The 15,744-nt window shown below is 59.1% G+C and carries 13 protein-coding genes; 6 read left to right on the top strand and 7 right to left on the bottom strand.

From position 1 onward, the window contains the following. Positions 1 to 91 precede the first annotated feature (91 nt). Together ASN_RS13765 and ubiA are read right to left on the bottom strand one after the other, a co-directional pair. Positions 92 to 793: a LolA family protein gene (locus tag ASN_RS13765; RefSeq protein ID WP_058988511.1), complete on the bottom strand. Its 702-nt coding sequence runs from the start codon at positions 791 to 793 to the stop codon at positions 92 to 94. Positions 794 to 1,006: 213 nt separating this feature from the next. Continuing rightward, complete coding sequence (gene ubiA / locus ASN_RS13760; RefSeq protein ID WP_058988510.1) at positions 1,007 to 1,930, bottom strand: 4-hydroxybenzoate octaprenyltransferase; 924 nt, start codon at positions 1,928 to 1,930, stop codon at positions 1,007 to 1,009. A 311-nt stretch (positions 1,931 to 2,241) separates the two neighbouring features. Here ubiA and ASN_RS13755 point away from each other — a divergent pair, with 311 nt between their 5' ends. Continuing rightward, positions 2,242 to 3,006 carry a 16S rRNA (uracil(1498)-N(3))-methyltransferase gene (locus ASN_RS13755; RefSeq protein ID WP_058988509.1) on the top strand — a complete coding sequence of 255 codons (765 nt, stop codon included), beginning with the start codon at positions 2,242 to 2,244 and terminating at the stop codon, positions 3,004 to 3,006. Positions 3,007 to 3,070: 64 nt separating this feature from the next. Then, on the top strand, positions 3,071 to 4,498 hold the full coding sequence (locus ASN_RS13750) for a glutamate--cysteine ligase (protein ID WP_058988508.1): 1,428 nt from the start codon (positions 3,071 to 3,073) through the stop codon (positions 4,496 to 4,498). On the opposite strand, the gene ASN_RS13745 is transcribed toward ASN_RS13750, so the two are convergent. Next, positions 4,499 to 5,890 (bottom strand): MFS transporter, encoded by a 1,392-nt coding sequence (locus ASN_RS13745; RefSeq protein WP_006557546.1) that lies wholly within the window; start codon positions 5,888 to 5,890, stop codon positions 4,499 to 4,501. Between the two features lie 315 nt (positions 5,891 to 6,205). Here ASN_RS13745 and ASN_RS13740 point away from each other — a divergent pair, with 315 nt between their 5' ends. Then, positions 6,206 to 7,549: a GntT/GntP/DsdX family permease gene (locus ASN_RS13740; RefSeq protein WP_058988507.1), complete on the top strand. Its 1,344-nt coding sequence runs from the start codon at positions 6,206 to 6,208 to the stop codon at positions 7,547 to 7,549. A gap of 113 nt (positions 7,550 to 7,662) precedes the next feature. Here ASN_RS13740 and der read toward each other — a convergent pair whose 3' ends face one another. The 4 genes from der to ASN_RS13720 all read right to left on the bottom strand — a co-directional run bounded on the left by der (position 7,663) and on the right by ASN_RS13720 (position 11,780). After that, positions 7,663 to 9,117 carry a ribosome biogenesis GTPase Der gene (gene der, locus ASN_RS13735; RefSeq protein WP_082666695.1) on the bottom strand — a complete coding sequence of 485 codons (1,455 nt, stop codon included), beginning with the start codon at positions 9,115 to 9,117 and terminating at the stop codon, positions 7,663 to 7,665. Then, positions 9,110 to 10,504, bottom strand: a complete 1,395-nt coding sequence (locus ASN_RS13730; protein ID WP_050942394.1) for a PQQ-like beta-propeller repeat protein — start codon at positions 10,502 to 10,504, stop codon at positions 9,110 to 9,112. Before ASN_RS13730 ends, der begins: the two co-directional genes overlap by 8 nt. Before the next feature lie 8 nt (positions 10,505 to 10,512). Beyond that, complete coding sequence (locus ASN_RS13725; RefSeq protein ID WP_058988506.1) at positions 10,513 to 11,205, bottom strand: tetratricopeptide repeat protein; 693 nt, start codon at positions 11,203 to 11,205, stop codon at positions 10,513 to 10,515. A gap of 182 nt (positions 11,206 to 11,387) precedes the next feature. Further along, positions 11,388 to 11,780: a hypothetical protein gene (locus ASN_RS13720; protein WP_039905359.1), complete on the bottom strand. Its 393-nt coding sequence runs from the start codon at positions 11,778 to 11,780 to the stop codon at positions 11,388 to 11,390. 192 nt (positions 11,781 to 11,972) lie between these two features. On the opposite strand from ASN_RS13720, the gene ASN_RS13715 reads away from it, so the two are divergent. Genes ASN_RS13715 through asnB form a run of 3 tightly spaced genes read left to right on the top strand, consistent with a single transcriptional unit; the run spans position 11,973 to position 15,720 of the window. After that, entirely contained in the window at positions 11,973 to 12,878 is a 906-nt protein-coding gene (locus tag ASN_RS13715; RefSeq protein WP_058988505.1) for a glycosyltransferase family 9 protein, read from the top strand. After that, complete coding sequence (locus tag ASN_RS13710) at positions 12,875 to 13,954, top strand: glycosyltransferase (protein ID WP_082666694.1); 1,080 nt, start codon at positions 12,875 to 12,877, stop codon at positions 13,952 to 13,954. Before ASN_RS13715 ends, ASN_RS13710 begins: the two co-directional genes overlap by 4 nt. Further along, positions 13,954 to 15,720 (top strand): asparagine synthase (glutamine-hydrolyzing), encoded by a 1,767-nt coding sequence (gene asnB, locus ASN_RS13705; RefSeq protein WP_058988504.1) that lies wholly within the window; start codon positions 13,954 to 13,956, stop codon positions 15,718 to 15,720. Before ASN_RS13710 ends, asnB begins: the two co-directional genes overlap by 1 nt. The last annotated feature ends 24 nt before the right edge of the window (positions 15,721 to 15,744 follow it).

Genomic DNA, 15,744 nt, shown 5'->3' with positions numbered 1-15,744 from the left:
CTTCTAAACTCAACACTGCACACGACAGCCCGAACCTGAGAAAATCAGGTGGAAACTCCTCTACCGCCGACATTCATGGCCCCCCGGTTTCTTATTCAGGCTGAGCAGGAAGCGTAAATGTATTGGGGGGAATGCTGATCCCCGTATGCACATCAAACAGTGTCACACGCGTCTCGCGTCCCTGTGCGTCCAGCACGCTCCATGACCGCAAAGAGAGGGGTTTGTCGTGAAAGACCAGAGTCAGACTACCATCCCCCGGAGAGGACGTTCGCACCAAAGACACCTGCACAAGGCCACTTTCATGCGCAAAACCTGTTACTGTCACATCATCAGACAGGCTGATATGCTGGCGTAGCAACAACCCCAGCGGAGTCCGTTCCATGGGAATAACCGTGGTCTGGTCCAACTGGTTATCCCGGAAGACCACCTTGCCTTCGTTCGCCACCAGCACAAGCGGGGTTGGCGGATCATACGCCAGACGCATCTGACCGGGGCGCTTCATCCACACCACACCGGTTGTCCGCTTACCATCTGCATCCAGTTGCTGCATCCGCGCCTGAAAGGTGGTGGCACTGTTCAGCGTCTGCTCGATCTTCGCCAGCCAGGCGCGGTCAGAATCGGAAAGCGGTGCCGCTTCTGGAACAGAGGTCTCTTGTTGGGGCACGGACATCCGTGCTCCAGCCTCCTGAGCCGATGCCACGGGCGAGAAGCTCACCACAGCAACGGGCAACAGCACAGCACCGGCCATCAGACACTGACGAAACGAGGAAAAGGCGCGCAAAACCTTGGTCATATGTTCTGTTATTCCTACTCGTGGCCCATGAGGCACAAAGCCTGCCACCAGACAGCCTTCTCACGCCATTATTATGGCAGCGTGCCGCAAACAGTAAGAGGCTGCCTCAAAAGTCCTGAATGAAGAACGGGTGGGGCCTTTTTACGTCAGAGACCATGCCTTACAACCATATCAGCGCAAGCCGGTTCTCTTTGAAGCCACCGCCCCTTCTCCTCATACAGCGATAAGCCCGAGTGCGAGCGCCAGTGCGACTGCCAGTCCAATTTCACGGCTGAAGCGAAACTGTGACAGGCACATGGCTGGATCGGCCGGATTAACGCCAGCCGCCTGCCGCGCCAGCAGCACAACCGGCAGAAGCAGCGCGGGCCAGAACAGCAGACCAACACCCGCCAGCCCTCCGGCAAGGACCAGCAACACCACCATTCCCCCATAGCAAGCGCCAATGAACCCCCGCGCCTGCGATGCCCACAAACGAGACGTGGACTTCACGCCAATGCGGGCATCGTCCTCCATGTCCTGAAAGCCGTATATGGTATCAAATCCAAGCTGCCACAGGATGGTAGCACCATAGAGCGCCACCTGAGCCCAGGAGAGAGAGCCTGCGGCAGCGGCATATCCCATGGGCGCACCAAACCCGAACGTGAAGCCCATCACCAGTTGCGGCCACCACGTAAACCGCTTTGCCAACGGATACAGGGCCACCAGCACCAGAGAAGACACACCAAGCAGGCAGGATAATCCGTTCAACTGTACCAGAACCGCTAGCCCGATCAGCAGCAGCAGCAGCAGAAACAGAGTGGCCTGCCGCATGCTCAACGCCCCGGATGCCAACGGTCGCCCTGCCGTGCGCGCCACCTGCCGGTCAATATCGCGGTCCCACATATCATTCACCACGCAGCCCGCCGCGCGCATGACAAGACTGCCAATGCCAAACAGGATAATCAGCCGCACCCGTTCTGCCACCGCCACATCACGCGGCAGCAGGATGCCCCACACCCCGGGCAGAAACAGCAGCCAGGTGCCAATGGGCCGATCAAGCCGCGCCAGCAGGGCATAAGCCCGCAACCCTGCCGGAAGACGGGCAATCCACCCCGTGGTTTTGATATCAGTATGGGAAGAAGGGGCTGATACGGACACGGGGCTAACTTATCCCTGATTGCTGAAACTTTTTATGAATGGCAGCCATAAAAGCTGCCTGAACAGCTTCTTACAGAATCGCCAGCCCTCAAACCACCCGTGCCATAAAGATGCACGTTCATCTAACCGCCCTGACTGCCCTCTGCAGCAGCATCAAAACGATAATCCGCAGCTTTCATACGACGATTGGAAGCCCGCCACAAATCGGCTGGCCATGAAGCACTTTGCATAACGCCCCGTTCCCGCCTAAATGTGGCCTCCTTCTCCTCTGGGCGTTCCGCCCGCTCTCCTTTTAGCCAGATTATCCGAGTATGAGCGCCCACGCCCACCTGCCCCGCCTTTACCTGCCAGCCGACGCCCTTCCCGCAGCAGCGGCTGGGTCCGCCTGCGCGCTCCCTCCTGCGCAAGCCCGCTATCTGGGCACGGTTCTGCGCAAGCAGGCGGGCGATTCCGTGCGCGTCTTCAACGCCAGCATGGGAGAATGGCTGGCAACGCTGGGAGACATCCGCAAAGACAAAGGGAGCCTGACCTTAACGGAACGCCTTCGCACACCGCAGACACTCCCTTCCCTTGTTCTTGCCTTCGCCCTGCTGAAACGCGATGCCACGGATCTGGTCCTGCGCATGGGCACGGAACTGGGCGTCACGTCTTTCCAGCCCCTGATAACCGAGCGCACCAACACCCACCGCGTCAATCTTGACCGCCTGACCGCCATTGCAACTGAAGCCGCAGAACAATGCGAACGGATGGATATTCCGCAAGTGGTTGAACCCTGCGCCCTGACAACGCTGCTAGGCACATGGCCGGAAAAACACCGTCTGTTCGCTGCCGTGGAACGCACGCAGGACAGAGGGCTGGCCCCAAGCCTGACCTTCCACCATGCCCGCGCCGGTGATGGCCTGTTGATTGGCCCGGAAGGCGGTCTGAGTGATACGGAATGTCAGGCCCTGCTTGCGCGCCCCTTTGTTGCCCCGGTATCACTTGGACCATTGGTGCTTCGGGCAGATACCGCCGTAGCGGCCGGACTGGCATTGATGGGTGATGGCTTGCGCTCTGCGCAGGATCAGTCACAATAACCTGACTTCTCCGTTCTGGGCCGTGCAGCGTCACGGCCCGATTTTCAAGGAACAATACGCTCTCATGTCCAACGCTGGTGCCCTAGACGACACGCCTGTCCGCTCTGTTTCGCAGTTGGCCGAAATTCTGGCGCAGGGATGCAAACCTCGAGACGCGTGGCGCATTGGCACCGAGCATGAGAAATTTGGCTTCATCCGCCCGGAAGCCGCCAGCAATGGCAGCAACCCGCAGGGGGGCCGCCCGGCTTATGCCGCCCCACCCTACGCCCCTGCCGGGATTGAAGACCTGCTTATGGGAATGCAGAAAAGCGCGCCTGATGAATGGCAGCCTATTATGGATGCCGGCAGCATTATCGGCCTGAAAGGCCAGAATGATGCCAAAGGCGCTGGAATTTCGCTTGAGCCCGCGGGCCAGTTTGAACTTTCCGGTGCGCCGTTGCGAACATTGCATGAAACCGCGCAGGAACTGAACGACCATTACGAAACAGTGCGCCCCTTGGCCCGCAAGCTGGGCCTAGGCTTTGCACCACTGGGGTTCCACCCAACCGCCAGCCGCGCAGATCTGCCGTGGATGCCAAAATCCCGCTACGCCATCATGCGGGATTACATGCCCAAGGTGGGCAAACTGGGACTGGACATGATGCAGCGCACCTGCACCGTTCAGGTCAATCTGGATTTTGGTTCGGAACAGGACATGGTGCGCAAGATGCAGGTCTCGCTGGCCCTGCAACCTGTTGCGACCGCCCTGTTCGCCAACTCGCCGTTTGTCGAGGGCAAGCCCAACAACTTCCTCTCCAACCGGGCACGGATCTGGACGGATACGGACAATGGCCGTTCCGGCATGCCTGCCTGCGTGTTTGAAAAAGATTTCGGTTTTGAGCGCTACGCAGAGTGGGCGCTTGATGTGCCGATGTATTTCATCATGCGCAATGGCAAAATGCGTAACGTGGCAGGCCGGTCTTTCCGCGCCTGGATGAATGGTGAGCATCAGGACGGTCTGGAAGATGTCACCCCGACGCTGGGTGATTTTGAAGACCACCTGACCACAGCCTTCCCGGATGTGCGTCTGAAGCAGTTTCTGGAAATGCGGGGAGCCGATGCAGGCTCCTTTGAAATGATGATGGCACAGTCCGCCCTGTGGGTTGGTCTGCTTTATGATGATGCCGCACTGGAAGCTGCTTACGAACTGGTATGTGAACGCCCGTGGGAAGACTACGTAAAGCTGCGGAGCCTTGTGCCCATGCAGGCCCTAGATACCCCATGGGGTGAAGGCACTGTGCGCGATCTGGCCGCACAGATGATCGGCATTGCCATGGATGGTTTGCAGGGGCGTGGAATTGTGGATGAGAACGGCGTGGAAGAATGGGCCTATCTGGCCCCCCTCACTGCTCTTGCCGCTGGTGCCCCCACACAGGCTGAACGGTGGCTGGACCGCTATTACGGAGCATGGATGGGTGACACCAGCCGGATCTTCCTGGAAAGCGAGATCTGATCACCCGCGCATAAACAGGCGGCTTGCACTTAAAGCCGCCGCACTTGCCGCAACACAGGTGGCAGCCAGCAGGCAGGCCCGCGCGCCTTCATGCGCAAACTGCGCGAAGAACGCCGCAACCCCCATCGCCCCAAACGCCTGCCCGGCCTGACGCGCCACCTGCACCATGCCGCTGGCCCCGCCAGCACGGGCATGGGAGACAGAAACCATCATGGCGCGATTATTGGGCGGCTGAAAAAAGCCGAACCCCCACCCGGCTACTGCCGTGCGCCAGGCGATATCAAAAACCGAGGGCTGCAACGGTAAAAGCCACAGCAGCAAAAAGCCGGTTGCCGTGACAGAAAGCCCGATGGACGACAGCACACCCGCAGAAACACTATCTGCCACGCGCCGCACCACGGGGGCGGCACACATGATGCCAATAGGCCATGGCGTAATCAGCAAGCCCGTCAGCGCGGCGCTCAGCCCCAGCTCGTCATGCAGAGTAAACGGCATGGAAATAATGTAGAAATTGGAGGCGACAAACCCCAGAAACCCCGTGACAAACGCCACAGTGAAATCTGGCTTGGCCAGAAGATCAACCGGCAGAATGGGCTGCGGCGCTTCCGCTTCCCGCCGCACCAGTACCACACCAGCACCAAGCCCAATCAAAATCAGGCAGACAGACAGGGCAACATTGCCGTGATGGGAGAGTTCATCACACCCCATAACCAATGCCCCTACGCCCAGAATGCACAGAAAACTGCCCAACGTGTCAGATTTCTGATTGCTCCGGGGCGTTTCCGGCAATGCCTTGAACGCCATAATAAGCGCCAAAGCCCCCAACGGCAGATTGACCCAGAACAGCCACGGCCAGGAAGCAACACTCAGAATAACGGCCGCTGCTGTAGGGCCAAGCGCCACACCCACAGCCACAACCACGCCGTTCAGGGCAATGCCACGCCCGATTTCCGCATGGGGGTAAATAAAGCGCAGCAGCGCAATATTCACGCTCATGATGCACGCGCCCCCAATGCCCTGCAGCACCCGCGCACCCGCCAGCATGGGCAGGGAGGTTGCCGTAGCGCATAGCAGTGAGGAAACCATGAACACCATGATCCCCACCCGGCAGAGGCGGGAAAATCCGACCTTACTTCCCAAAGAAGCCAGAGGCAGAAGGGAGACCAGACTGGCAAGCTGATAGGCGTTCACCACCCAGATTGAGGATGAAGCTGATGCGTGGAGATCGCGCCCGATATCCGGCAAGGCCACGTTGGCAATGGCGTAATCCAGCAGCGCCAACAGAACGGAAAGTGAGACAGCAATCACAGCCAAGGTGCGTGCCGAACCCTGCAAGCCATCGGTAGAAGGGGAAGTTGTTACGCGCTCAGCCGGATGCGCAAGGTCTGTCATGGGCTTGCCGAAGCTCCTGTTTCATTCGCGTCATGATCTTGCGCCGCGCGCTTCTGTGCCATTCCTCTTCCTAAAGAGAAAGCATTTTATCTCGGCTTCCACCTTCGTATGGTGCGTTGCGGTGCGCATGTGCGTCGCTCCACACGAAAACGTGCAATCCACTTGATATAACATGGCCTGTTTTACGCGATGGGGCATTCTCCCTGTTCTCACATCCTTGTGCCCAAAGTTTTTCACGGAATGCGGCACGCTGAAACAGTTTGCCAGCAAGGAAGGAGTTGACATCACCCAGCCACCTCGCTCCATCCTCCGATCATGACGCCTCTTCTCGCTACGGTTCTGACAGCCGCCGCCATTCTGACTTTGGTTTTCCTGATTGGATGGGTGCGCCTCAACCCGTTCATCACGCTGTTGATCGTTTCGGTTGGGCTGGCGCTGGTCGCCGGTATGCCGGCCGAGAAAGCCGTGGCATCGTTTGAGGCGGGCATGGGCCATGTGCTCGGGCATGTTGCGGGGGTCATGGCCCTTGGCACCATGTTGGGGAAGATTCTGGCTGAAACGGGAGGCGCTGATCAGATTGCGCTCACCATTTCCCGCGTTGCGGGCAAAAGGCGGCTGAACTGGGCCATGATGGTGATCGGCCTGCTGGTTGGTCTGCCTGTGTTTTATGAAGTCGGGTTTGTGCTGCTGATTCCGCTTGCTGTTGTGCTGTCCCGCCAGAACAGCCTGCCATTGACCATGCTGGCGTTTCCGATGGCGGCAGCACTCTCGGTTACGCACGCCATGGTGCCGCCTCACCCCGCAACACTTCTGGCCATTTCCGCCTATCATGCTCACACCGCGCGCACATTGTTCTGGGGGATACTGGTGGGCACACCCATCGCCGCAATTGCCGGACCTCTTTACGCCTATTACATTGTTCCCCGTTTGGGAGAGATTGAGCCCACACCTCTGGCCGCCCAGTTCACGCGCGCGTCTTCCCCGCAGAAACGTCCTTCTTTTGTCCTGTCCTGCCTTACGTTGCTGATGCCTGTTATCCTCATGCTCGGTGGCGCGGTGGCGGAAATGATCTATCCTCCGGCCGCATGGCAGTATCGGCTGCTGCATTTTCTGGGAAATACAGATATCGCCCTGCTGGTCGCGACCCTGATGTCCTTCTGGCTGCTCGGTAGTGTCAGCGGTCTCTCGCGCGAGACCATTCTGCGCTTTTCCAACGAATGTCTGGCCCCCACAGCAACCATCATGCTGCTGATTGGCGCGGGCGGCGGATTTGGCAGGGAGCTGATTGACAGTGGCCTCTCCCATTCCATTACAGACATGGCTCTGGGGGCGCATGTTCCGCTGCTGGTGCTGGCATGGCTGCTCGCGCTTCTGGTCCGCATTGCCACTGGGTCCGCCACGGTGGCCACCACCACAGCGTCAGGCATTGTTGGCCCCATTCTGGCGTCTTCCCCCACGGTGTCACCAGAACTGCTGGTGCTGGTAACAGGTGCCGGGTCAGTCGGGCTGAGTCTGATGAACGATGCCGGATTCTGGCAGATAAAAGAATATCTGGGCATGAATCTCAGCCAGACCCTGCGCAGTTGGACGGTTATAGAAACCCTGATCGCGATACTCGGCCTGCTGATCTGCCTGCCGCTTTCATGGATTGTTCACTGAGATACAAATCGCCAGATTGGGCTATTGTAAAATCCTGCCCAAAATAAAAAATGCTTCCTTCTCGAAAGAAGAAAGCATTTCTTTACAATGACCAATACCAGAAAACCGATATCTCAGCGATCGGCATAAGGGTTTTTTGTGCCACGCAACTGTAAGCGAATAGGCACGCCTGGCAGATCAAACGTTTCACGCAGCCCATTGACCAGATACCGCTTGTAATCTTCCGGCAGCAATTCCGCTCGGGTGCCGAAAATAACAAACGTGGGCGGACGGGACTTCACCTGCGTCATATAACGCAGCTTCAGGCGACGGCCTTCCACCAACGGCGGAGTATGGCGTTCAAGCACTGCTTCAAACCAACGGTTGAGTTCCCCTGTTGGCACCCGCGCGTTCCATACCGTCCACGCATCTCGAACAGCAGGAAGCAGACGACGCAAACCTGCCCCGGTCAGGGCAGAGAACGTTACCACCGGCACACCGCGCATCTGCGCCAGAGAAATGCTCAGCCGATCCAGAATGGCTTTGCGGGTGCCAACCCGGTCTTCCACCATGTCCCATTTATTGAGGGCCAGAACGCACGCCCGGCCTTCCCGCTCAATCAGGCGGGCAATCTGCAAATCCTGCTCATGCACACCCAGCGTGGCATCAAGCACCAGCACAGCGACTTCCGCCATCTTCAGCGCTTCGATGGAAGCTGAGACGGACATTTTTTCCAGCGCCTCATCAATCCGCGCCTTACGGCGCAGACCGGCGGTGTCCACAACCTCGAACTCGTCACCATCATCATAAAGCGTAACAGCAACCGAATCGCGGGTCAGCCCCGGTTCTGGGCCGGTAATCATCCGCTCTTCACCCAGAAGGGCGTTCATCAGGGTAGATTTCCCCGCGTTGGGGCGACCAACAATGGCAAGACGCATGGGGCCTTTGGGGCCGACCTCAGGAACGTCCTCGCCTTCTGGAAGATCGACGCCATCAACGGCAAAGTCTTCTTCCGGAAATTCTGGCTCTTCCGGCTCTGGTTCCGGGGGCAGATGCTCCACAATTTCAGACATGAGGTCAGCAAGACCTTCCCCATGCTCGGCAGAAACTGCAACCGGTTCACCCAACCCAAGTGCATAGGCTTCCATGGCGGAGGCAGCGCCGGACCGCCCTTCGGCCTTGTTGGCCACCAGCAACACCGGACGACCCTGACGGCGCACCCATTGGGCAAAATGTTCATCTGCCGGGGTAATACCGGCACGGGCGTCCACACAGAACAGCACCAGCGCCGCGTTCACCATCGCACCTTCGGATGACGAGCGCATGCGGCCAAACAGGGTATCCGGCGCGGCTTCTTCCAACCCGGCGGTATCAATCAGGCGGACATGCCGCCCGCGTAGAATGGCCAGACCTTCCTTACGGTCCCGCGTCACGCCGGGGGTATCTGCCACCAGAGCCTGACGCCGTCCAACCAGCCGATTGAAAAGAGTGGATTTTCCAACATTGGGGCGGCCAACAATGGCCACGACCGGTAGATCACCGGAAGGAAGCGGCGCAACAGGCCGCATGGGCCGACGGCGATCAGCCATAAGAGCGCAGCTTTCCGTCGTTTGTTACAATCAACATTTGCTCATCAACAACAATAGGCGGCACGAAAGAAACCGCATCAGAGGAATCAACGGAGATAATGCCACCGGTTACAGGATTAACCCGCACCACTCCGTTGCCGGGCAGGGTACTGATGCAAACCAGTTGTCCCCCTGCCATAACGGGACCCATCCACGTTATGATATCTTTGCTCACATCCACACGGCGGAAGCGACGCAACTGCGTAATCCAGCGCACATGGCCGGAAAGACGATCAATACAGGTTAGCTGTTCGTCCAGAGACACCACAAACAGCCAGTCCCCTACGCACAGAATGCTGTTCTGGCTGGCAACGGCACGCTCCCACAGGCGGCGCCCGGTCCGAATGTCCACTGCGGCCAGAACCTGCGCCATGCTGACAGCATAGACAGTGCTGTCCACCACCACGGGCAGACCGCGCACACAGGTCAGGTTCAGGGTGCTGGCCTGGCTGCTTACGTTGCCAAGCATGTCGCTCCACACAACCTCACCCGTTTCAGCACGGAAGGCCACCAAGTCTCCCCCGCCAAAGCCGCCAATCACCACGCCATTGGCATAGGCTGGCGCGGGCAGACCGAACACCGTTGTATCTGCCTGCGTGGCCCCGTAGGACCAAAGCTGGCGGCCTGTAGCGGCATCCAGCGCAAAAAAGCGTTCATCAATCGTGCCAAAAAAGACACGTCCATCAACAACCGTAGGAGCGGACCGACCGGGAGTGCCGATATCTGACCGCCACTTCACCTTGCCGGTTGAGGCATTGACCGCCAGCGCTTCTGAAATGGCGCTGACAATATAAACCGTGTCTCCATCCACAGCCACGCCGCCGCCCAGATTGCTGGAGCGCATCTTTTTAGGCTTGGGGTCAACCGTCCAAAGATGAGACATGCGCGGCCAAGAGAACGCCCGCACAATGCCCTGTGCATCCATAATGAACAGGCGACCATTCTGGATAACAGGGGAAGACTGGATCAACCCGCGACCAAAACCGCCCAGCGCCGCCCATGCCAGCATGTCCGGCTCCGAAATACCGGCCCCGATGGATTTGGACCACCGCTCCCGCAGACCGGCCCACTTATAATTGCTGCCCACATGGGAACTCACACGCCCCACCAGCGGCCATTCAGAAACCGTGATCGGATCTGGCAGGGTGATGGAGGTATGGTCTTCCTTGTCTACTTCCAGACCGGAACCGGAGGACAGCACATCTGTCCGGTGGCCAGCCAGAATGGGCTTTTCGTCCTCATCAAACAGACTGCATCCGGCCAGCGCTGGCGCAAGCGCCGCCCCAGCCAGAAGTTTCCGGCGCGCCAGGGAGGCCCGCACAACGGTAGAAAAGCGCGTCTTGGTCATGAAATGCCTCACCCTGCCGAAGGATCCAGTGCCTGGGTCATTGCCTGCGCCCGGCTTCTTACGCCAGAGGGCACATCATCCGCCGCAGCCAGTTCTGCAAATTTCTTACGGGCATCATCCATATGCCCTTCCCTTACATCCAGCGTGGCGAGCGCTTCGGTCGCCAGCCCATGCCATGCCTTGTCTTTGCCCGTCAGCACGGAAAGGCGCGAGCGCAGGCTTGGAATGTCACCTGCATCAATCTGTTTCTGGCACCACAACAGCGTGGCAAGCTGGCGCAGGAGCGGGTCTGCCTTCTGGTCATTCTGCACGGCATCCCATGCCGCCAGCGCTGCCTTGATATCGCCGTGAGCAGCCTGCACGGCCCCTTCCTGCAAACGCGCAAGCGTGGCAATGCCATCAGGGCTGGAGGCTGCAAGCTTCTGCAGGCTGGCGAGACCGGCCTGTGCTGTTTCACCCAAAGGCGTAAGATTTTCGGAAGCCGGAGGGAGATGATCCGTCTGCCGCAGTGCGGTCAGATAAGTGCCTGTCGCGGCAAGAGAGGCTGATTTCTGGCTTGAAAGATGCCAGGACCAGGCGCCCGCACCTGCCAGAACCACCACAAGCACCCCAAGCCCCAGCCCCGCGTAACGACGGGCGGCCTGCCGCAGGCGCTCTGCCTTCAGTTCGTCATCAACTTCCTTGAAAACATCTTCTGCCACGTCTGGCCCGTTCCCGTTCTGGCTAACTATAAGTGCGTAACGGGCATATCTGCCCTACATGCACGCATCATACAAGGCACCACTCCGGAAAGACAGCCCCTAACAGGCGTGCACCGCGTGCGTTTTCCTCCATACCGGACAGGACGTTGCCCGGCCGGCATGCCTCCCGCCGGGCACTTTATTTAGTGAGACGCCCCTCCGAACTTGCTGCTTCCCGTCTTGAGGGTTGCCGTCATGCGGCTGAAATTGGCTGCAATCCGCTTCTGCACCGCAGCACTGCCTTCATGAATGTGCGCAATTTTTTCACGCGCTTCATTGCTGATGGCTGTTTCTTCCTTGTTGGCAGTACGTGCAACACAACTGTTATAGGCGCGGGCCGCTTTTTCGTAGGCCGTGGCTTTGTCAACGCTGGCGTTATAATGTTCGACCGAGGAGACATCCATGGAAGGCATGGTGGGCTCAGCACCGCAGGCTGATGCCGTCCAGGCGGTGGTAGCGGCCTGCGCCTTACCGCCCGCAGTCGGCAGGCTCGCCATAACGGCTACGCCACAAACCAGAAAAAAACCTTTCCTCATTCTTTTTATTCCCTGTGATAAGCAACCTCTCCTGCCTGACACACCACAAAGGTAAAAATCAGGCGGCCGCTGCAACGCCGGGTTCATGGCACAGGCTGTATAAATGTCCAGACCCTCTTCACGCAGCACGGGCTCACGCCCATCCTCTCCCGTGCCTTGGAAAAAACAAAAGGGCGGTATAACAGAGGTCTAATGCGTATTCTCTTCATCACGGCCACACGCTTGGGCGATGCCGTGCTCTCCACTGGCCTGCTGGCAGATCTGATACGCACCATTCCTGATGCCCGTTTTACCATTGCCTGTGGCCCTGTCGCTGCCGGGCTGTTTCAGAACCTGCCGGGACTCGACAAAGTGCTGGTGATGGACAAACGCAAATACGATCTGCACTGGCTGGATTTATGGAAAGCCTGCATCGGGCAGAAATGGGATCTGACCATTGATCTACGCGGCTCTGCCACCACGCTTTTTCTCCGTAGCCGTAAAAGACTGATCATGCGCGGCGGTCGTCGGCCCGGCCGACGCGTAACCCACCTGGCCAAGGTGCTGGAACTTACCCCTCCCCCTTTACCTACCGTCTGGCTGAGCGAAGCAGACAAAGCTGTTGCCACGGCTACCTTACCGGCAGACGGACCACTTATCGCATTGGGGCCAACGGCCAACTGGACCGGAAAGATCTGGCCCACAGACCGTTACCTGCCGTTATGGGACGCCCTTTCCGCCACCATGCCTCAGGCTCGACCCGTCATTTTCTATGGTCCCGGCCCGCAGGAGCGCGCCCTTGCGGAACCCGTTCTGAACGCCCTTCCCAATGCGGTGGATGCAGGCGGTCATTTCTCTCTGCCTCAGGTTGCCGCCATGTTGGCCCGTTGCCGCCTGTATATCGGCAACGATTCCGGGCTCATGCATCTGGCCGCCGCGGCAGGTACTCCCACACTGGGGCTATTTGGTCCCTCTCGTGCGTCAGAATACGCACCCTCCGGCAAACATACGGCATGGGTGGTTGCTCCGGGCCCAGAAGGCGACGCGCCGATTGCGGGCCTGAGCGTTCCCACGGTTGCACAAGCCGCAAGGCGCCTGCTGGCGGAAACAGATTTATGAGCCCGATCATGCCGCACTCTCCTCTACCTGCCTCCTCCGGCCCCAGCGCGCCCCTCCGTGTCGCGCATGTGATGGCCGGTGCGGCGACAGGCGGTGCTGAACTGTTTTTTGAACGTTTGTGCATCGCACAGGCGGCCTCGGGGCTATCCGTGCTTCCCGTTATCCGGCAGGAAAAAGCCCGCGCACAGCGGATGCAGGCGGGCGGTATTGCCCCGACAGAACTCACCTTTGGCGGCATGGCGGATCTTACCACCCGCTGGCGTCTGAAACGGGCCCTTACAGCCTTTGCACCCCGTGTCACGGTTGCATGGATGAACCGTGCAGCCCGCTTCACCCCAAAGGGAAACTGGGTTTTAGCCGGGCGGCTGGGCGGGTTTTATGATCTTTCTTATTATCGCCGATGCGACCATCTGATTGGCAACACGCATGGTCTGGTCCGGTGGATGAAGGAACAGGGCTGGCCGGAAAACCGTGTGCATTATCTGCCCAATTTCGCCACGGACCTTGCCGATACGGCCCCTGCCCGTCCCGATGGCGTGCCGCCCAATGCCCCTTTTATTCTGGCGCTTGGCCGCCTGCATAAGAACAAGGCGTTTGATGTGCTGATCCGCGCCATGCGGTATTTACCCGGCCAATGGCTGGTGATCTGCGGAGAAGGCCCGGAACGCGAAGCGCTTGAAGCACTTGCCCGACAGGAAGGGGTCGCCGACCGTGTGCTGATGCCGGGCTGGGCCACACAACCGGGAGGATTGATCCGTGCCTGCTCCGTGCTGGTCTGCCCTTCCCGCCATGAACCGCTGGGGAATGTGGTGATTGAAGGGTTTTCCGCCCTTAAACCGGTTGTGGCTGCGGCGTCTCAGGGGCCTACGGAATTGATCCGTTCTGGAGAAAACGGCCTGCTGGCTCCCGTAGAAGATGCGCAAGCTCTTGCACACCAACTTGGCACGGTTCTGGAAGACCCCGCTCTCGCGCACAGGCTGGCCCTTGCAGGGCGCGCGGATTATGACCAGATATTCGCCACAGGCCCGGTTCTAACCGCCTGGCAGCAGTTTCTCTCCTCAGTGGAGGCCCCCTGATGTGCGGCATTGGCGGACTGGTCTATACCCGCGGCACATCCCCAAAGCCGCAGGATGTGCTGGACCGCATGGCCGCAGCCCTGAAGCATCGCGGGCCAGACGGTGCGCATTTTGCCCGCCTGCCGCATGCTGATCTGGTTCATACCCGCCTGTCCATTATTGATCTGGCCGGTGGAGACCAGCCGCTTTCCGCAGGGACGGGTACGCTTATTGCCAATGGCGAGATTTATAACGACCCCCAAATCCGTCACCAGATCGGGCAAAGCCATTTCAAAACCGGCAGTGACTGTGAATCCCCCCTGCTTTTATGGGAACGCAACGGAACAGATTATGCTCGGGGGCTGCGGGGCATGTATGCCATCGCCCTCTATGACAGCGCACAGGAAGAACTCCTTCTCTCCCGTGATCCATTCGGCATAAAGCCGCTTTATGTCACGGAATTTGAAGGCGGACTGGCGTTTGCATCAGAACCCGGTGTGCTGCTGGCCGCAGGGCTTGCACCCCGCACAATGCGCACATCCGCACGAGATGAATTGCTGCAACTTCAGTTCACCACCGGGCGAGAAACCATTTTCAACACCATTCATCGCGTCATGCCCGGTGAAACGGTACGCGTCGTCCAAGGTCGTATTCTGGATCGCCAGCATTGTTCAGCCCTGCCTGACGTACAGCCAGATCAACCCCCGCTTGGGGAAGAAGACGCCCTTCATCGGCTTGATGCTGCCCTGATGAACAGCGTGCAGACCCATGAACGCTCTGATGTGCCTTTTGGCCTGTTCCTCTCCGGTGGCATAGACAGCGCCAGCCTGCTGACCGCCATGGCGCGCCTGCCGCGCCCGGAAAAGCTCCGCACATGGACTGCCGTTTTTGAAGCCAGCAACGCAGCGGATGAAGCAGATGCCGCAGCAGAACTGGCTCACGGCGTGCAGGCCGATCATGAAACGGTGCAGATTACCGCGCCCATGGTATGGGACCACCTGCCCGCCATTGTAGCCTGCATGGATGATCCCGTAGCCGACTATGCCATTATCCCCACATGGTTCCTTGCCCGTAAAGCAGCGGAAGACGTACGCGTCATCCTCTCGGGAGAAGGCGGGGATGAGCTGTTCTGCGGGTATGGTCGATACCGGTCAGCCATCCGCCCATGGTGGCGTGGAGGACGACGCATGTGGCGTCGTGGCATGTTTGATGGGCTGAATGTACTGCGCACCCAACCGGCCGACTGGCGCGATGGCATCATGGCTGCCGAAGTCAATACTTCTACCGCCCCCTCTCGCCTTGCAGCGGCCCAAGCGGTGGATTGCGCCGAATGGCTCCCCAATGATCTGCTGATAAAGCTGGACCGCTGCCTTATGGCGCACGGGCTGGAAGGCCGCACGCCCCTGCTGGACCCCGTGGTGGCGGATATTGCGTGGCGGCTGCCTGATACGCTGCGGGTACGTGGGGACAAAGGAAAATGGCTGTTACGCCGGTGGCTTGAACAGCATTGCCCCGCAGCCAGACCCTTTGCACCAAAACAGGGCTTTACCGTTCCCATCGGCGCATGGATTGCCAAGGAAGGCGAGCGCCTGGGCACGTTGGTGGCGCAACAGGATTGCATTCAGGAAATTGCCCGACCAGACCGTGTACGCGCCTTGTTCCAAGCCGCCGGAGGCCGCAAGACAGGCCATGCGGCATGGACACTGCTATTCTATGCCCTGTGGCACCGCACACACATACGTGGCCTTGCCCCCGCCGGGGATGTATTTGAAACGTTAAGCCAGTAACCTCATTTCAAGAAGATCGTCCTG

The sequence above is a fragment of the Acetobacter senegalensis genome, assembly GCF_001499615.1.
Lineage (GTDB): Bacteria > Pseudomonadota > Alphaproteobacteria > Acetobacterales > Acetobacteraceae > Acetobacter > Acetobacter senegalensis.
This window is presented reverse-complemented; position numbering and strand designations above follow the sequence as displayed.

What these genes read in the sequence shown, in the direction of transcription:
- ASN_RS13765 (WP_058988511.1), bottom strand. Translation starts at nt 793, where the DNA reads ATGACCAAGGTTTTGCGCGCCTTTTCCTCGTTTCGTCAGTGTCTGATG.
- ASN_RS13755 (WP_058988509.1), top strand. Translation starts at nt 2,242, where the DNA reads ATGAGCGCCCACGCCCACCTGCCCCGCCTTTACCTGCCAGCCGACGCC.
- ASN_RS13750 (WP_058988508.1), top strand. Translation starts at nt 3,071, where the DNA reads ATGTCCAACGCTGGTGCCCTAGACGACACGCCTGTCCGCTCTGTTTCG.
- ASN_RS13745 (WP_006557546.1), bottom strand. Translation starts at nt 5,890, where the DNA reads ATGACAGACCTTGCGCATCCGGCTGAGCGCGTAACAACTTCCCCTTCT.
- ASN_RS13740 (WP_058988507.1), top strand. Translation starts at nt 6,206, where the DNA reads ATGACGCCTCTTCTCGCTACGGTTCTGACAGCCGCCGCCATTCTGACT.
- der (WP_082666695.1), bottom strand. Translation starts at nt 9,117, where the DNA reads ATGGCTGATCGCCGTCGGCCCATGCGGCCTGTTGCGCCGCTTCCTTCC.
- ASN_RS13730 (WP_050942394.1), bottom strand. Translation starts at nt 10,504, where the DNA reads ATGACCAAGACGCGCTTTTCTACCGTTGTGCGGGCCTCCCTGGCGCGC.
- ASN_RS13720 (WP_039905359.1), bottom strand. Translation starts at nt 11,780, where the DNA reads ATGAGGAAAGGTTTTTTTCTGGTTTGTGGCGTAGCCGTTATGGCGAGC.
- ASN_RS13715 (WP_058988505.1), top strand. Translation starts at nt 11,973, where the DNA reads ATGCGTATTCTCTTCATCACGGCCACACGCTTGGGCGATGCCGTGCTC.
- ASN_RS13710 (WP_082666694.1), top strand. Translation starts at nt 12,875, where the DNA reads ATGAGCCCGATCATGCCGCACTCTCCTCTACCTGCCTCCTCCGGCCCC.
- asnB (WP_058988504.1), top strand. Translation starts at nt 13,954, where the DNA reads ATGTGCGGCATTGGCGGACTGGTCTATACCCGCGGCACATCCCCAAAG.